Origin of the sequence: Pseudomonas sp. BLCC-B112 (assembly GCF_028550695.1) — a bacterium.
Taxonomy (GTDB): Bacteria; Pseudomonadota; Gammaproteobacteria; order Pseudomonadales; family Pseudomonadaceae; genus Aquipseudomonas; species Aquipseudomonas danubii.
The window spans coordinates 151,951-168,260 of record NZ_JAQQGK010000011.1 but is presented as its reverse complement, the minus strand read 5'-3'; the positions used below and the strand labels follow the sequence as shown (position 1 = coordinate 168,260).

15 protein-coding genes are annotated in these 16,310 nt (G+C 63.5%); 5 read left to right on the top strand and 10 right to left on the bottom strand.

The features are described 5' to 3' along the window. Positions 1-47: 47 nt before the first annotated feature. The gene (gene coxB, locus PQT43_RS26330; RefSeq protein WP_102862476.1) at positions 48-1,175 is read right to left on the bottom strand and encodes a cytochrome c oxidase subunit II; all 1,128 of its coding nucleotides are present in this window, start codon (positions 1,173-1,175) and stop codon (positions 48-50) included. 372 nt (positions 1,176-1,547) lie between these two features. Here coxB and PQT43_RS26325 point away from each other — a divergent pair, with 372 nt between their 5' ends. Continuing rightward, positions 1,548-2,198, top strand: coding sequence for a hypothetical protein (locus PQT43_RS26325; protein WP_253084156.1), 651 nt, complete (start codon positions 1,548-1,550; stop codon positions 2,196-2,198). Between the two features lie 69 nt (positions 2,199-2,267). On the opposite strand, the gene PQT43_RS26320 is transcribed toward PQT43_RS26325, so the two are convergent. From PQT43_RS26320 to PQT43_RS26310, 3 genes are all read right to left on the bottom strand, one after another. Further along, positions 2,268-3,803, bottom strand: a complete 1,536-nt coding sequence (locus tag PQT43_RS26320) for a SulP family inorganic anion transporter (RefSeq protein WP_253084155.1) — start codon at positions 3,801-3,803, stop codon at positions 2,268-2,270. A 91-nt stretch (positions 3,804-3,894) separates the two neighbouring features. Then, on the bottom strand, positions 3,895-4,629 hold the full coding sequence (locus PQT43_RS26315) for a carbonic anhydrase (RefSeq protein ID WP_102862473.1): 735 nt from the start codon (positions 4,627-4,629) through the stop codon (positions 3,895-3,897). Between the two features lie 242 nt (positions 4,630-4,871). Beyond that, positions 4,872-5,930 (bottom strand): PA0069 family radical SAM protein, encoded by a 1,059-nt coding sequence (locus PQT43_RS26310; RefSeq protein WP_110594127.1) that lies wholly within the window; start codon positions 5,928-5,930, stop codon positions 4,872-4,874. Positions 5,931-6,124: 194 nt separating this feature from the next. On the opposite strand from PQT43_RS26310, the gene PQT43_RS26305 reads away from it, so the two are divergent. Then, positions 6,125-6,481 (top strand): hypothetical protein, encoded by a 357-nt coding sequence (locus PQT43_RS26305; RefSeq protein WP_110652527.1) that lies wholly within the window; start codon positions 6,125-6,127, stop codon positions 6,479-6,481. Between the two features lie 45 nt (positions 6,482-6,526). On the opposite strand, the gene PQT43_RS26300 is transcribed toward PQT43_RS26305, so the two are convergent. The 5 genes from PQT43_RS26300 to prlC all read right to left on the bottom strand — a co-directional run bounded on the left by PQT43_RS26300 (position 6,527) and on the right by prlC (position 13,167). Then, positions 6,527-7,831, bottom strand: a complete 1,305-nt coding sequence (locus PQT43_RS26300; protein ID WP_267269170.1) for a c-type cytochrome — start codon at positions 7,829-7,831, stop codon at positions 6,527-6,529. Between the two features lie 12 nt (positions 7,832-7,843). Then, the gene (locus PQT43_RS26295) at positions 7,844-9,628 is read right to left on the bottom strand and encodes a GMC family oxidoreductase (RefSeq protein WP_110594130.1); all 1,785 of its coding nucleotides are present in this window, start codon (positions 9,626-9,628) and stop codon (positions 7,844-7,846) included. 2 nt (positions 9,629-9,630) lie between these two features. Beyond that, on the bottom strand, positions 9,631-10,383 hold the full coding sequence (locus PQT43_RS26290; protein ID WP_267269169.1) for a gluconate 2-dehydrogenase subunit 3 family protein: 753 nt from the start codon (positions 10,381-10,383) through the stop codon (positions 9,631-9,633). A gap of 430 nt (positions 10,384-10,813) precedes the next feature. Beyond that, positions 10,814-11,092: a YheV family putative zinc ribbon protein gene (locus tag PQT43_RS26285; protein WP_047290196.1), complete on the bottom strand. Its 279-nt coding sequence runs from the start codon at positions 11,090-11,092 to the stop codon at positions 10,814-10,816. Beyond that, positions 11,089-13,167, bottom strand: a complete 2,079-nt coding sequence (gene prlC, locus PQT43_RS26280) for an oligopeptidase A (protein ID WP_170001361.1) — start codon at positions 13,165-13,167, stop codon at positions 11,089-11,091. Before prlC ends, PQT43_RS26285 begins: the two co-directional genes overlap by 4 nt. An 87-nt stretch (positions 13,168-13,254) precedes the next feature. Here prlC and PQT43_RS26275 point away from each other — a divergent pair, with 87 nt between their 5' ends. Beyond that, positions 13,255-13,800, top strand: coding sequence for a gamma carbonic anhydrase family protein (locus PQT43_RS26275; RefSeq protein WP_123390219.1), 546 nt, complete (start codon positions 13,255-13,257; stop codon positions 13,798-13,800). A gap of 27 nt (positions 13,801-13,827) precedes the next feature. Beyond that, a complete protein-coding gene (locus PQT43_RS26270; protein WP_102862466.1) occupies positions 13,828-14,478 on the top strand; it encodes an HAD family hydrolase in 651 nt (216 codons plus the stop codon). Between the two features lie 27 nt (positions 14,479-14,505). Here the strand turns inward: PQT43_RS26270 and PQT43_RS26265 are convergent, their stop codons facing one another. After that, positions 14,506-15,615: an aminopeptidase gene (locus PQT43_RS26265; protein WP_253084153.1), complete on the bottom strand. Its 1,110-nt coding sequence runs from the start codon at positions 15,613-15,615 to the stop codon at positions 14,506-14,508. A 270-nt stretch (positions 15,616-15,885) separates the two neighbouring features. Between PQT43_RS26265 and PQT43_RS26260 the strand changes: the two genes are divergently transcribed. Continuing rightward, a complete protein-coding gene (locus PQT43_RS26260) occupies positions 15,886-16,305 on the top strand; it encodes a PA0061/PA0062 family lipoprotein (protein WP_102862464.1) in 420 nt (139 codons plus the stop codon). Positions 16,306-16,310: the final 5 nt, after the last annotated feature.

The following is a 16,310-nucleotide window of genomic DNA, read 5'->3' as shown; positions in this document are numbered from 1 at the left end:
AGGGACACTGCACCCCGAGCGGTTGCGGAAATACCCAATAAGCCGGCTCATTTGCTTTCCGCCTGTTTCAGCGCCAGCACTTCTTTTGGCGTGACCATGTCGCCCTTGTTGTTGCCCCAGGCGTTGCGCTCGTAAGTGACGACGGCGGCGATGTCGACTTCCGACAACTGCTTGCCGAAGGCCGCCATGGCAGTCCCCGGTTTGCCGTGAAGGACGATATTCAAGTGATCGCCCTTGGGCCCGGTGGCGATCTTCGAGCCCTTGAGGGCCGGGAACATCGGCGGCAGGCCCTGGCCTTCCGCCTGGTGACAGGCGACGCAAGCGGTGTGGTAGACCTTATCGCCACGGGCCACCAGCTCATCGAGGGTCCATTCCTTGCTGGTCAGCTCCTTGAGCTTGGCGGCCTCGGCCTTGCGCTCGCCCATCCAGGTGTCGTAGTCGGCCTGGCTCTTGACCTCCACCACGATCGGCATGAAGCCGTGGTCCTTGCCGCACAGCTCGGCGCACTGGCCACGGTAGATGCCGGGCTTGTCGACCCGGGTCCAGGCTTCGTTGACGAAGCCCGGGATGGCGTCACGCTTGACCGCAAAGGCCGGCACCCACCAGGAGTGGATCACGTCGGCGGCGGTCACCAGGAAGCGCACCTTGGCCCCCACCGGCAGCACCAGGGGCTGGTCGACTTCCAGCAGGTAGTGCTCGCCCTTGACGCTCTTGTTGTGGATCTGCTCGGCGGGGGTGGCCAGGTTGCTGAAAAACTCCACATCCTGGCCGAGGTATTTGTAGTGCCACTTCCACTGGTAACCGGTGATCTGAATGTCCACGTCCGGCTCGCTGGTGTCGTACATCTTGATCAGGGTCGCCGTCGCCGGGACAGCCATGGCCACCAGGATCAGGAAGGGGATGATGGTCCAGAGGATTTCCACGGTGGTGCTTTCGTGGAACCGGGCCGGGACCTGGCCCGTGGAGCGGCGGTGAACGATCATTGACCAGAACATCGCGCCGAAGACGATGACGCCGATCACCACACAGATCCAGAAGATGGTCATGTGCAGGTCGAATACCGCGTGGCTTATCTCGGTAGCCCCAGGCGTCATATTCACCGTCCAGGCGGCTTGCGCCTGGCTGAATATCGACAACAACAGGAGGCCCATCCAGACATGTGGATGTCGCATCATTGCGGGTTCCCCTTATCGTTCTTGTTATCCCGCCGGCTTAACACCTGCGGCAAGGGAGCGGCTGCCTAGACTACGAACTTAAACCGGCCGGGCCTCGCTGCATTTGCAGTCGGGCGTCATCAGCTAACTTCATACAATGGCGAGTATAGACAGCGACTCTGACCTCGCAACGCGAGGGCGTAAATCAGCTGAAACACTGGAAAGGAGGTTTGCAGGCCACGGCACAAAAGGGATCGAGTGCCCGGGATGGCAGAACGATATAACCCCGCTGTCTAAGCATGAAATAATTATGACAAATGCGTCTTAAGCATTTTCGTAAGCAGGCTAACTTATGTTCTCCCTATTCAATTGCCCTTGTTCCCTGGAGTTTTCATGAACACCGCCGCATTGCGCGAGCAGATCCAACTGGCCCGGCAACACGAAGCCAGCACAGGCCTTCTGACCCGTCAGTTGGAAACGCAACTGCCTCACCTGCACCCTGCCATCCAGCTGCCCGAAGTCGACGCCAAGGACGTCATGACCCGTTTCGTCAGCGCCTACATCGACCAGGTTCCGGACCTGCTGGACGCCGCTAATGCGGTGGCCCGTGAAGCCGGCATCGAATCGCAGATCAAGCCTGTACTGAAGATCGCCGAGCAATTCTTCCTCCAGCCGCCGGCCATCATGGACGGCCACGTCGGCCTCGACAGCCTGCTGGACGAAGCCTACCTGGCACTGCGCCTGGTGGAAGAGGTCAACGATCTGTACATCAAGCACTTCAGCCGTCCACTGATCCCCCTGGACATGACGGTCGCCAACCTCATCGCCCACCAACTGATCGGTGAAACCTTCGCCAACCAGCTGGACGAAGCGGTACACCACGCGGTCGACGCCATGCTCGACGAAGAGAGCTTCGCCCTGGAATCAGTGGAAGCCTACCGCGACAAACTCAACAGCCCGGACACCGAGGCCGCCTGGAAACGCTGGCCCTGCCTGTCACGCCAGCTGGGCGTGGAGCTAGAGCTCGACCAGCCCGCCGCCTGAACCCACTCCTCGCCAGCAAGGCTCGCAACGAGCCTTGTGGCGAAGGGGGCAGCCCATTCCCTGCTGCCATCAACTTCTTGCTGACGCCACTCCAATCCCACCACCACTGCTCAAGCGTCCTTCCAGGCGTCGCTTCAAGCCCCGCGCCTCGATCATCAACCGCGACCCCTTGGCCTGATTGGCCCGAGTCCATTCCTCCAGCAGCTCCAGGCAGGCGTGATCGATGTAACTGAGGTGGTTGAGAGGCACATGCACCGTCGTCGCCGGTGGAATGCTCGCCAGAACCCGAGTCAGGGCCGGCACTTTGAGAAAGGTCGCGGCCCCCATCAGACGCAGCTCCATCTCGCCGGCGGCGGGAAGGTCGATCAGGCTGATCTTCAAGCGCGAGGCCTTGAACGCCAGCTTGGCCAGCGTCAGGGCAAAACCTATCAGCACCCCGGTCAGCAGATCGCTGAAGACAATCGCCAGGGCCGTCACCGCGTAGGTCAACATCGGCATCCGCCCGTAGCGCCCCAGGCCGCGAAAGACCTTGAGGTCCACCAGCTTGAAGCCGGTGTAGACCAGCACCCCGGCCAGGCTCGCCACCGGAATGCTCTGCAGCACGCTGGACAGCAGCAACACGAAACCCAGCAGCCACAGACCATGGAAGATCGTCGAGAAACGGGTCTGGGCCCCGGCCTGGACGTTGGCCGAACTGCGCACGATGACCCCGGTCATCGGCAAGGCCCCAAGCAGGCCGCAGAGCATATTGCCCACGCCCTGGGCCGACAGTTCACGGTCGAAGTCCGAACGCACGCCGCTGTGCATGCGATCCACCGCCGCGGCAGACAGCAAGGTCTCGGCGCTGGCAATGAAGGCCACGGCGAAGGCCGCGATCAACAGGTTGGGGTCCGCCAGATTGAGCAGGTCGGCGGGGCGCAGCCAGTCGATGGCCTCGCTCAGGTTGGCCGGCACCTCGACCCGCTTCACCTCCAGGGCCAGAACCAGGCTGGCCAGGGTCGCCAGGCCCACACCCAGCAACGCCCCCGGAATGAAGCGCAGCGATTGTGGCCGCCACTTGTCCCACCCCCACATCAGCGCGATGGTCGACAACCCCAGCAAGCCCGCCTGCCAACCCAGGCTCGGCAAGGCCTGGGCCAGCGCCTGAGGGAAACCGACAAGGTTAGCCAGCCCCGAGGCCTGGGGCGCGGCATCGAGCATCACATGCACCTGGGACAGCACGATCAACACACCAATCCCCGCCAGCATGCCGTAGACCACCGCCGGCGCCGTGACCCGGAACCAGCCCCCCAGGCGCAGGCGCCCGGCCAGCAATTGCAGCAGCCCGGCCAACAGCAGGATCGGCCCGAGCATGGCCACACCGTGCTGGCGCACCAGTTCGAACACCAGCACCGCCAGCCCGGCAGCCGGACCGCTGACCTGCAAGGGCGAGCCCGCCAACCAGCCCACCACCAGCCCGCCGATGATCCCGGTGATCAGGCCCTTGGCTGGCGGCAGGCCCGAGGCAATGGCGATCCCCATGCACAGGGGCAGGGCCACCAGAAACACCACCACCGAAGCCAGCAGCTCCCGTGGCAGGACACTTTTCAACTGTGCTGCACGCATGACAGTTCTCCTGACTTTTGTTCAGGCGTGGCAAAGCCGGACCGCCAAACGGCGGCCCTGGCTACAACCACTCAGGTGTATTTAGGCGGGATTAGAAGCGCGCTTTGGGCGTCGCCACGGGGATCGGATGAGTGCCATCGAGCGGCAGGAAACAGCCCTTGTCCGCGTCGTAGGCCTTGATCGAACTGGTCTCGATGTCGTAGACCCAGCCATGGATGAACAATTGGCCGTTGGCCATGCGCGAAGCCACCGAAGGGTGGGTGCGCAGATGCTGCAACTGGGCGATGACGTTCTCCTCGGTCAGCACATGCATGCTGGAGGATTCATCGGCGCAATCGCAGTTCTCGTGGACCATGGTCCGCGCCACTTCGGCATGCCGCAGCCAGGCCTTGACCGTAGGCATTTTCTCCAGGCTTTGCGGATTGAGCACCGCGCGCATGGCGCCGCAGTCCGAGTGCCCGCAGACGATGATGTGGTGCACCCCAAGGGCCAGCACCGCGTATTCGATCGCCGTGGAAACACCCCCGTTCATCTGCCCATAGGGCGGCACCACGTTGCCCACGTTGCGGGTCACGAACAGGTCGCCGGGAGAGCTCTGGGTAATGAGTTCGGGAACGATGCGTGAATCCGCGCAAGCAATGAACATCGCCCGTGGCCGCTGGGCGGTGGCGAGTTTCTTGAACAGTTCTTCCTGCTGCGGGAAGACTTCATGATGAAAATGCAAAAAGCCGTCAACGATATGCTGCAGCGCTGCATCGGCGGTTTCGGCAACCTCGGTGGGTGCGGGAGCCGACGCAGCCAACGGCTGTTTATCCTTGTCACTCATGATTCAGCCTCTCTGTCGGATTTGGTGAATTTTCCAGAATTATCCGGCACGACGCCAGTAATCGATTAAAAAATAACCGGGGCGCCGACAGCGACCCGTCGGTCACTTGATGGGCAAGGTAGCGCTAAAAACTTAACTCAAACTGAATGGAACGCTCTAGAACGCCACTATGAGCGATGTCAAAAGGTGACCAGCGGACCTCCGTCAGCAACATCCGCTAGGCAACCATAGGCCAATGCTTCTCACAGCAACGACATCTGCCCCCCCGGCGGACAGAAGGCCGAGCAATCAAGATCGAAGCCCGCGCGCCGATCGAGCCCCAGACGCTTGAGCGCCTTGGCGAAACGCTGGGCCAACAGGTCGGCGAAGGGTCCCTCACCGCGCATGCGGCTGCCGAAACGGCTGTCGTAGAGCTCACCACCCCGGCTCTGGCGGATCAGGCTGAGCACATGGGCGGCCCGCTGCGGGTAATGCGCCGCCAGCCACTCCTCGAACAGCGGCGCCACCTCCAGGGGCAGGCGCAGCATCATGTAGGCCGCACTCTGCGCCCCGGCGGCATGGGCCTCGCTGAGCAGGCTTTCCAGTTCGCTGTCGTTGATCATCGGGATCATCGGCGAACACAGCACCCCCACCGGAACGCCCGCTTCACGCATCACCCGGATCGCCCGCAAACGCGCCTTGGGCGCCGCCGCCCGGGGTTCGAGAATGCGCTTCAACTCATCGTCCAGGGTGGTCAGGCTGATCATCACCGCCACCAGCCGCTGCCGGGCCAGCTCGACCAGCAGGTCCAGGTCCCTCAGGATCAGCGAGCCCTTGGTGACGATGGTCACCGGATGCCGATAGCGCAGCAGCACTTCCAGGGTGCGTCGGGTCAGTTGCTGCTCACGCTCGATGGGCTGGTAGGGGTCGGTATTGGACCCCAGGTTGATCGGGGCACAGCGATAGCCGGGCTTGGACAGTTGCTGCTCCAGCAGCGCGGCGGTGTTGCTCTTGGCGATCAGCTTGGTTTCAAAATCCAGCCCCGGGGACATATCCCAATAGGCATGGCTGGGCCGCGCGTAGCAATAGATGCAGCCGTGCTCACAGCCGCGATAGGGGTTGATCGAGCGATCGAAGGGCAGGTCAGGCGAGGTGTTGCGGGTAATGATGGATTTCGCCGTTTCAAAACGCACCTCGGTGCCCTGGGTCAGCGGCACTTCCTGGTACCAGCCGTCGTCCTCGGCCACCGAACGATTGGGCGCGAAACGATTGTGCGGATTGCTCGCGGTACCGCGACCACGGGGAGGCAGGGGGGTGAACATGGGAGCGCTCCGTTACTGTATGCATACACAGTAATGGAGCCGGATTTATCTGACCAGCACCGCCGGACCGAAACCCACCCCCCGCAAGTGAACGCTCCCCGGCGCGACACAGGCCGCACCTTCGCCGGCAAGCCGGCTCCTACAGGTTTGTGGCGTTGGGGTATAAGGCAGGCTCAAAGAACAGGAGCGCAAACATGCCCAGGACACCTGGCAGGCTGGAAAAGATCTTCTACGCAGCGGATGCCTACCTCCCCAGCTACGAACAAGGCGCCGACCTGATCATCGTCAGGGCGCCCGATGGCCAGCTCTGGGGCCTGGCCTGCGAATTCGAGCTGTGCACCCAGGACATCGAAAAGGCCACAGTGAACGACCAGCAACCTTTCGATGAAGCGGACCCGAAGTTCGCCGCGGTGCGCTGGAGCGCCCACCACGATGGCATCGGCCTGCTCCCCGCCAGCTGGGAAGACCTGATGAACGCCGGACTGGCGGACTGCATCGCCGGCTATCAACTGGAAAGCCGCTTGGGCATCCAGCGCTTCACCCAGGACTGAACAGCCACCACCGGACCGACGCCCGCGCGGGCGCCGGCCTCGACGCTAGCGACCAGTGAACGGCCCCAAATCATCGTTGGACGTGCTCTGCAGGTCGCCATTGCGCAACGCCGCCACGTCCCCGGCCTTCACCGCCGACGCCTGGTTGCCCCAGCTGCCGCGGATGAAGTTGACCACATCGGCCACCTCCTGGTCCGACAGGCGCCAGGCGAAAGGCGGCATGGTGAAGGTCGACGGCGCGCTGTGGGTGGCCGGCAAGGTGCCGCCCTTGAGCACGATGTGAATCAGCGAGGTGGCATCCGCCGATTGCAGCACCGGATTGCCCGCCAGCGCCGGGAACACCCGGGTGTAGCCCTGGCCGTCGGTGCGATGGCAGGCTGCGCAGTTGTCGATGTACACCGCCGCGCCGGGCTGGCTGTCGTCACCTTTCCACAGGGCCTCGGCCACCTGCTGGTCATACAAGTGCGGCTGATCCTTGGGATCATTGGCCGGCAGCGACTTGAGGTAGCGGGCAATAGCCGTCAGGTCGGCCTCGCTCATGTACTGCATGCTGTGCACCACCACATCGCTCATGCCGCCGAACACCGCACTGCGATCGCTGCGGCCGGTCTTGAGGAACTGCACCAGTTGCTCTTCGCTCCAGCTGCCCAGGCCATCCTTGTGGTCACCGCGCAGGCTCTTGGCGATCCAGCCCTCCAGCGGCGCGCTGCCGGACAGGAAAGCACTGCCGTCGCTGGCGCTCAGGGCCTTCTCCTGCATGGTCAGGGCCCGGGGCGTGTGGCAGGCACCACAGTGGCCCAGGCCCTCCACCAGATAGGCACCGCGGCTGATCACCGGATCGCTGTCGGTCGCGAGCGCCGGGGTCTCCACGCTCGGGGCGAACATCCAGCGCCAGATCGACAGCGGCCAGCGCATGCTCAGGGGCCAGGGAATGTCGCTGTCCTGGTTGTCCCTGACCACCGGGGCCACGCCTTTCATGAAGTAGGCGTACAGCGCCTGCATGTCGGCGTCGCTGACCCGGGCATAGGACGGGAAGGGCATGGCCGGATACAGGGTGCTGCCGTCCTTGGCCACGCCATGGCGCACGGCCTGGTCGAAGTCTTCGAAGCTGTAGTCGCCGATGCCGGTCTTGTCCGGGGTGATGTTGGTGGAATAGATCACCCCGATGGGGGTTTCCATCGGTAGCCCGCCAGCGAACGGCTGGCCGTCCTTGGCGGTGTGGCAGGCCACACAGTCACCGGCACGGGCCAGGTACTCGCCCTGCTTCACCAGGGCCTGCTGATCCACTTCGGCGGCGCTGACAGAGGCGCTGCCCAGCAGCGCCAGGGTAGCGATAACGAGTGCTTTCATGGTCATCGCTCCTTATGCCTGAACCAGTGGGCCGGGGTTTTTCAGGTACTGCTCGCGGATCGCCCGGGCCGACCAGTAGGTCAGCGCCGCCACCAGGCCGGTGGGGTTGTAGCCCAGGCCCTGGGGGAAGGCCGAAGCCCCGGGAACGAAGACGTTGTGCACGTCCCAGCTCTGCAAGTAGCGGTTCAGGGCACTGGTCTTGGGGTCGGTGCCCATGATCGCGCCACCGTTCAGGTGCGTGGTCTGGTAGGACGCGGTGTTGAAGTGCTCCCCCACCTGCTTGCCCAGTCGGGCAATGGCCTTGGGATTCATCGCCTCGGCGATCTTGCCCATCTTCTCGACCATGAAACGGTTCATCTTGATGTCGTTTTCCTGCCAGTCGAAGGTCATCCGCAGCAGAGGCAAGCCGTAGGCATCGCGGTACACCGGGTCCAGATCCAGGTAGTTGCTGCGGTAGGACTGATGCGCGCCGTGGGCGTCCATGGATACCTGGTGGGTGTAGTAATCGGCAGTGGCCTTCTTCCAGGCGCTGCCCCAAGTCGGGGTGCCCGGCGGGTTCGAGGTGCCGGCGATCGGCCGGCTCCCGGCCTGGTTGACCCACATCGGCGAGCCGCCGACGAAGCCGTGCGGGCCGTGGTCGAAGTTGTCGGCGTTGAAGTCGTCCACCGCCACGCCGTTGCCGCCGGCGCCGATGAAGTTGTTGGTGTGCACGTCCTTGTCGAAGTAGGCCTTGATGGTGGCCATGTTCTGGTAGGCGAAGTTCCTGCCCACCACGCCTTCGCCGCTGATCGGGTCGTAGGGCTTGCCGATACCCGACAGCAGCATCAGGCGCACGTTGTGCAACTGGAAGGCGCCGAGGATCACCAGGTCCGCCGGCTGCTCGATCTCCCGGCCCTGGCCGTCGACATAGGTGACGCCCGTGGCGCGGGCCTTGCTGCTGTCGAGGTTGACCTTGAGCACGTGGGCGTTGGGGCGCAACTCGAAATTCGGCAGCGGCTTGAGGGCCGGCAGGATGTTCACGTTGGGCGAGGCCTTGGAATACATGTAGCAGACGTAGCCGCTGCAGAAGCCGCAGAAATTGCACGGGCCCATTTGCGCGCCATAAGGGTTGGTGTAAGGCCCTGAGGTATTGGCCGACGGCAGGTTGTAGGGCTTGTAGCCCACTTCATGGGCGGCTTTCTGGAACAGCTGTGCGGAATAGGTGTTTTTCTGCGACTCCAGGGGGAAGTGGTCCGAGCGATCCGGCGCATAAGGGTTGCCGCCCTTGCCGTCGCCCACCAACTGGCCCTTCACGGTCCAGGCCTGGCCCGAGGTGCCGAAGACCTTTTCCGCGAAGTCGAAGAACGGCTCCAGCTCTTCGTAGCTGACGCCGAAGTCCTGGATGGTCATGTCCTTGGGGATGAAATGCTTGCCGTAGCGCTCTTCGTAGTGACTACGCATGCGCAGTTCGATGGGGTCGACGCGAAAGTGCACGCCAGACCAGTGCAGGCCGGCGCCGCCCACGCCGTTGCCCGGCAGGAAGGCGCCGAGTTGCCGGTTGGGCAAGGCCACGTCGTTGACGCTGTGGCGAATGGTCACCGTTTCTTTGGAAATGTCCTGGAAGAGTTTCTTGCGCACGCTGTAGGTGAGCTCGTCGATCACCTGGGGATAACTGCCGTCAGGGTAGGTGTCCTGCATTGGCCCGCGCTCCAGCGCCAGCACGTTGAGCCCGGCTTCGGTCAGCTCCTTGGCCATGATCGCGCCGGTCCAGCCGAAACCGACGATCACCGCGTCGACCTTCTTCATCACTGTTGCCATGCTCAAGCCCTCTGGCCGCGAATCGATACTGCCGGGAAGGGGTATTGCTCGTTGCGTTCCACCCAATCCATGAAATCGGCGCGCGCGCCGGGAAAGCCGATCAGGGTCCAGCCCACCAGGCCTTTATTGCCACCGTGGATCGGATCGCTGAAGAAGCCTTCCTTGGTGTTTTGCAGCAGCAGATTGAAGAAAAGCTTGGCCGGGAGCGCCTCGAACTGCGGGGTTCCGGCTTCCAGCTGCTTGAGCAAAGCGTCTCGGGTAGCGCTGTCTTGCGCAGCAAAAACTTGACCCTTGAGGTCTTTGCACCATGCATCCACAGCGGCGATGCCCAGGCGATAGATGTCTTTGGGCACCAGCTTGCTCTGCCAACCCATCTCCGGTGCGGTGTCGGCCTTGAACGGGCCTTGCATGTACCACAGGGCGCCGGCGGCGTAGGGGGTGTTCATTTGACGGTCGATGTACTCCGGCACCCCGGCTTCCAGGGCACCTGGCCCCATTTCGTCCGCCGGGATCAGGCGCTCCACCGCCGCCTTGATGAAGGCCCACTCTTCGGCGCTGAAGTAACTGGGCTCATAGTTCTGGCTGCCGCTGGGCAGCTTGCTCGGCGCCGCCGGCCTGGCAGCGACGGCCGTCTCGGGCGCGGCCGCCAGCATGGAACTGCCCAGGCCGGTACTGGCGACGGTGACCACAGGGATCAAGGTCAAGGATTTACGCAAAAACTCACGCCGCGGGTTGTCTCGATCTTGATCAGACATGGGTGCACCTCATCAGGCATTGATGGAAAGGTCAGCCGCGTCATGGCGCGACTTTGTGTTTTGGCAACGCAGAAGGCCGGGCAAGACCCGGTTTTTATGAGTACATCAGCAAAATTTGGTTACAAATGGTAGCAGGCTAAGCATTTGGATGAACCGTTTCAGGCGAAAAAAAGATCAGAAGCGGCGGAAAATTACGTATCAGCTTCAGGTTTCCATGACAGTTGGCTCACGGGGCTTTGCTGGCCAATGGCGGCTGCAGCACCTGTGTGTTCGCCACCTGTTCGGTGAAAAGCTGGTTCGAAACGGTGGGGGGTCAGGGGGCCGCGTAGGAGCGAGCTGGCTCGCCAAAGCCCACGGGGCGAAGGAAGGGGGGCGAATCGCTTTGCCGGCAAGCCGGCTCCTACCAGGGAGCCGGCTTTGTCTGGCGTGGTCAGTCGGTTTTTTTCTTCAACTTGGGATTGGGGAAGAACTGCACCGATTGCACCTTGGTGTCGGCCACCTTGGGCGTCGCGCTGTTGACCCGGGTCCCGAGTTCCTTGGGCACCGACAGGCCCTGCTCGTTGAGGGTGTCGGAGTAGCCACAGGCCACGCACTCGCGATGGGGTACGTCGTCCTCACTCCACATCATCAGCTTGTCCTGCTCACTGCACGCCGGGCATACCGCCCCGGCGATAAAGCGTTTCTTGGTCTTCACGGGTGCGTCACTCATGCTGCCGCGTCCTCGCTGAGGCCGCTGTGGCGCAAGAGTGCGTCAATCGACGGCGCCCGTCCGCGGAAATCGACAAACAGCACCATCGGCTCCTGGGAGCCGCCACGGGCCAGGATCGCCTCGCGGAACGCCCGCCCGGTGGCCGGGTTGAGCACGCCGTCTTCCTCGAACTTGGAGAAGGCATCGGCCGACAGCACTTCCGCCCACTTGTAGCTGTAGTAACCCGCGGCATAACCGCCGGCAAAGATGTGGGCGAAGCTGTTGGGGAAGCGGTTGTAGGCCGGCGGACGCATCACCGAGACCTCGTCACGCACGGTTTCCAGCACTTGCAGCACGCTGCGGCCATCGCCGTGGGTGGCATGCAGTTCGAAGTCGAACAGCGAGAATTCCAGCTGGCGCACCATCATCAGCCCGGACTGGAAGTTCTTCGCCGCGAGCATCTTCTGCAGCAGGTCCTGGGGCAGCGGCTCGCCGGTTTCATAGTGACCGGAGATCAGCGCCAGGCCTTCCGGCTCCCAGCACCAGTTCTCCATGAACTGGCTCGGCAGCTCCACCGCGTCCCAGGCCACGCCATTGATCCCGGAGACTCCGGCATGCTCGACCCGGGTCAGCAGGTGGTGCAGGCCATGGCCGAACTCGTGGAACAGGGTGGTGACTTCGTCGTGGGTCAGGAGTGCAGGCTTGCCGCTGTCGGCCGGGGTGAAGTTGCACACCAGGTTGGCCACCGGGCTCTGCAACACACCGTCAACGGTGCGGCGACGGTCGCGGGCACCGTCCATCCAGGCACCGCCACGCTTGTTGGAGCGGGCGTAGAGGTCGAAGAAGAAACGGCCAACGTGCTGACCGTTTTCCTTGATTTCGAACAGGCGCACGTCCGGGTGCCAGCTGTCGAAGCCCTGCTGCTCGGCAATCTCGATGCCGTACAGGCGCTGGACAATGGCGAACAGGCCGCCAAGTACCTTGTCGATGGGGAAGTAGGCGCGCAGGGCTTCCTGGGACACGCTGTAACGCTGCTCGCGCAGCTTCTCGCCATAGAAACCGCTGTCCCAGCTTTGCAGGTCGGGGCAACCCTGTTCGGCGGCATAGGCCCGCAGCTGTTCCAGGTCCTGAGCGGCAAAGGGTTTGCTGCGCTTGGCCAGGTCCCGCAGGAAGCTCAGTACCTGATCGCTGGACTCGGCCATCTTGGTGGCCAGGCTCAGCTCGGAAAAGCTGGCAAAGCCCAGGAGCTTGGCCAGTTCCTGACGCAGGTCGAGGATCTCTTCCATCACCGGGCCGTTGTCGTTCTGACCGGCGTTAGGGCCTTGGTCCGACGCCCGGGTGCAGTAGGCGGCATAAACCTCTTCACGCAGGGCACGGTCCTGGGCGTAGGTCATCACCGCGTAGTAGCTGGGGAATTCCAGGGTGATCAGCCAGCCGTCCAGGCCTTTGGCCTGGGCCGCGGCGGCCATCTGCGCCTTGGCCGAGTCGGTCAGGCCGGCCAGGGCCGCTTCGTCGGTGATGTGCTTGGTCCAGGCCTGGGTGGCGTCCAGCAACTGGTTGGAGAAACGGCTGGCCAGCTCCGAGAGCCGGCTTTGTACCTCTGCGTAGCGCTGTTGCTGCTCGGGCGGCAAGTCGATACCCGACAGCCGGAAGTCCCGCAGGGAGTGTTCGAGGATGGTTTTCTGCGCCACGTCGAAACCGGCGGCTTCGGGGCTCTTGGCCAGGGCGTCGAAGGCCTGGAACAGCTCGCGGTTCTGGCCCATTTCCGTGGAGTAGGCGCTCAAGGCCGGCAGACAGGCCTCGTAGGCTTCACGCAGTTCGGCGCTGTTGCACACCGCGTTGAGGTGGCTGACCGGGCTCCAGGCCGCGCTCAGGCGGTCATTGAGCTCGTCCATGGCCAATACCAGACCGGCCCAGGTGGGCTGGGTGGCTTGGGTCTTGAGGATTTCAGCGATAGCGGCGCGGTTGTCAGCCAGGATCTGTTCGATGGCCGGTTGCACATGCTCGGCGCGGATCGCCGAGAACGGCGGCAGGTCGTAGGGCTGCAGAAGAGGGTTGTTCACACTCACGGTGGGCACCTTGGCTGGAAGAAACATGCAGGGAAACGTAGCACCATCTTAATTACAATGAGCAGCCACCGCAGCTATAGCCCCCATTAATAAATCTCAGAGAGGCATTCGCACTTGGCCATTCGCAGCTATCAGAACCACACCCCGAGCCTGGGCGAACGGGCCTTTGTCGACCACTCGGCAGTGGTCATCGGCGACGTCGAGATCGGCGCCGACAGCTCGGTCTGGCCCCTGACGGTGATACGCGGCGACATGCACCGCATCCGCATCGGCGCGCGCACCAGCGTGCAGGATGCCAGCGTGCTGCACATCACCCACGCCGGCCCCTTCAACCCCGACGGCTTCCCGCTGCTGATCGGCGACGACGTGACCATCGCCCACAAGGTCATGCTCCACGGTTGCCGCATCGGCAGCCGGGTGCTGATCGGCATGGGCAGCATCGTCATGGACGGCGCGGTGGTGGAAGACGACGTGATCGTCGGCGCCGGCAGCCTGGTGCCACCGGGCAAGCACCTGGAAAGCGGCTTTCTCTACGTCGGCAGCCCGGTGAAGCAGGCGCGCCCGCTGACCGACAAGGAGCGCGCCTTCTTCACCTACAGCGCCGCCAACTACGTGAAGCTCAAGGACCTGCACCTGGCCGAAGGCTACGACCGTCCCTGATCTGCTACTGACTGCCGAGGAACTGCCATGCATTACCAAACCGTCCTGTTCGACCTCGACGGCACCCTGACCGATCCCCGCGAAGGCATTACCCGCTCGATCCAGTTCGCCCTGGGCAAGCTGGGGATCGACGAGCCGGACCTGACCCGGCTGGAGCACTTCATCGGCCCGCCGCTGTTGCAGGCCTTCATGCAGTTCTACGGTTTCGACGAAGCCCGGGCCTGGGAGGCGGTGAACTTCTATCGCGAACGCTTCAAGGTCACCGGCCTGTATGAGAACCGGGTCTTCGACGGGGTCGCGCCGCTGCTGGAAACCCTCGGCGGGCAAGGGCGCCAGCTGTACATCGCCACCTCCAAGCCCTGGGTGTTCGCCCGGGAAATCGCCCGCCATTTCGACTTCGCCCGGCACTTCAAGGTGATTTACGGCAGCGAACTGGACGGTACCCGCACCGACAAAGTGGAGCTGATCGCCCATTTGCTGGAGCAGGAACAGCTGGACCCGGCCAGCACCCTGATGATCGGCGATCGCAAGCACGACCTGATCGGCGCCAAGCGCAATGGCCTGGATGCGGCAGCGGTGGGGTATGGATTCGGCAGCCGTGAGGAGCTGAGTGCCGAAGCTCCGGCCTATCACTTTGAGACGCTGGCCGAGTTGCATCAGGCGTTTTTGCGGCGTTAGAACCGCTGTTCGCCGGCAAGCCGGCGCCTACAGGTCAGGGGTGGGAGCCGGCTTGGCGGATAAGGCGCTCTGCAGCCTGAGCAAATCAGCCTTGCGCTGCTCGGCCGGCAGGCGCCCCAGTTTCTCCACTGCAAGGAAGAACGCCGGCCAGTCGCCATCGACCTCCTTGAACAGCGCGGCAAACGCCGGCACCCATTGGTCGTACAGACCGAAGGGCAGCAGCCGGGCGTTGTTCAACGGTGCGTTGATCCAGGCGTCATAGCGCTTGGAACCGGCCCACTCGCGGTCCCGCAGCTGCCGATAATCCCGGCGCAGCACCTCGAACTCCTGGGCCTTGCGCTGGCGCATCTGCTCGGCGGACAAGGGTTGGGCATACAGCTGCTCCAGGCGTTTGCGAGCATCCAGCAACAGCTGGATGAACTGATCCCGTTGACGGACATCAGCGTTGTCCTGGGGCGGCAACCCACGATAGGCCCGCCACTGGCGGGTGCCTTCCTGCTCGACGAAAGTGGCGAAGGACTCATTGAACTCGGTGTCGTCCTTCACATAGAAGCGCTGGTGCGCCAGCTCATGGAAGATCAGGGTCGCCAGACGCTCATCGCCCCAATGCATCATCGAACTGATGATCGGGTCATCGAACCAGCCCAGGGTCGAATAGGCCTCCACCCCGCCGATCGCCACGTCCATGCCTTTTTGCCGCTGCAACGCCGCCTCGCCCCGGGCGGCGCCCTGGCTGTAGTAGCCGCGGTAGGCCACGCAACCGGCAATGGGGAAGCAATGGGTCTGCGGGCTCAGGGAAAACTCCGGGGTAGCGAACACGTTCCACACCACATAGGGCCGGCCGATGTCGACGTACAGGCGGTAGCTGTTGTTATCCGGCAGGTGCAGATGCTGGCTGGCAAAGGTACGGGCCCGTTGCGACTGGGCCAGATGGGCCCGCAGGGTCGGGTCGCGGGTGGGGTCGGCGACCACCTGGGCCACCGGCGTGCGAGCCCGCAACAGGTGCATCTGGCCGCTGGCCAACTGGCTGTAGTACGCAACGCTGCTGCAACCGTTGAGCAGCAAAAGCGTCAGGGCCGCAAACAAAAAGCGCAAAAGAGGATCAAGTAACCCATGGCTTGAACGCGGCCTATTCAATTGGAATCATCCACAGAGAGTCTGCCCGCAAGACTATCTCGCCAACCTGGAGTTTCGCCACGTGCGTGTTGCTGCCGACGGCCGCACTCTTGTCTTTCGCCGGCGGCGCCAGACTGCCCGAACCGGCCCCGGCGCAAGCCTGGATCGACCTCACGCCGCCCCCAGGACCGCCACCTGCTGGCTGATGAGCAGCACACCCTGCTGGCGGCGGGCTGCCAGCGCAATTGATCGGCGCTATGCTGAGGGCCTTTCGCTTACTCGGCCTCCGTCATGCGCCCACTTCTGTTGATCCTCGCCCTTGCCACCCTCAGTGCCTGCAGCACGCCCCTGCCCAGTGTCGATCCGCAACAGGCCTGGATCGACCTGGCCACGCCGACGCCGGGGGGCAAGCTGGTCATGGCCGAGCGCCTGGACAACCAGCGCCTGCGGGACGGGCGTTTCTTCCAGGTCAGCCCCGGCAGCCACGAGCTGATGGTGCGTTTCGACTTCGAGGTGTTCGGCGGCGGCATGGGCATGACCACCGATCCCCAGGAGCGACTGTGCTACCTGAGCCTGCGCTACGACCATTTTGAAGCCGGCCAGCGCTATCGCCTGGAGGCGCGCAACCTGGCCTTCACTCCCAGCGCCCGGCTGTACAACGCCAAGCGCGAGATCGTCGCCGAGGAGCGCCTGATCAACTGCGTGCCGTGAGCCGG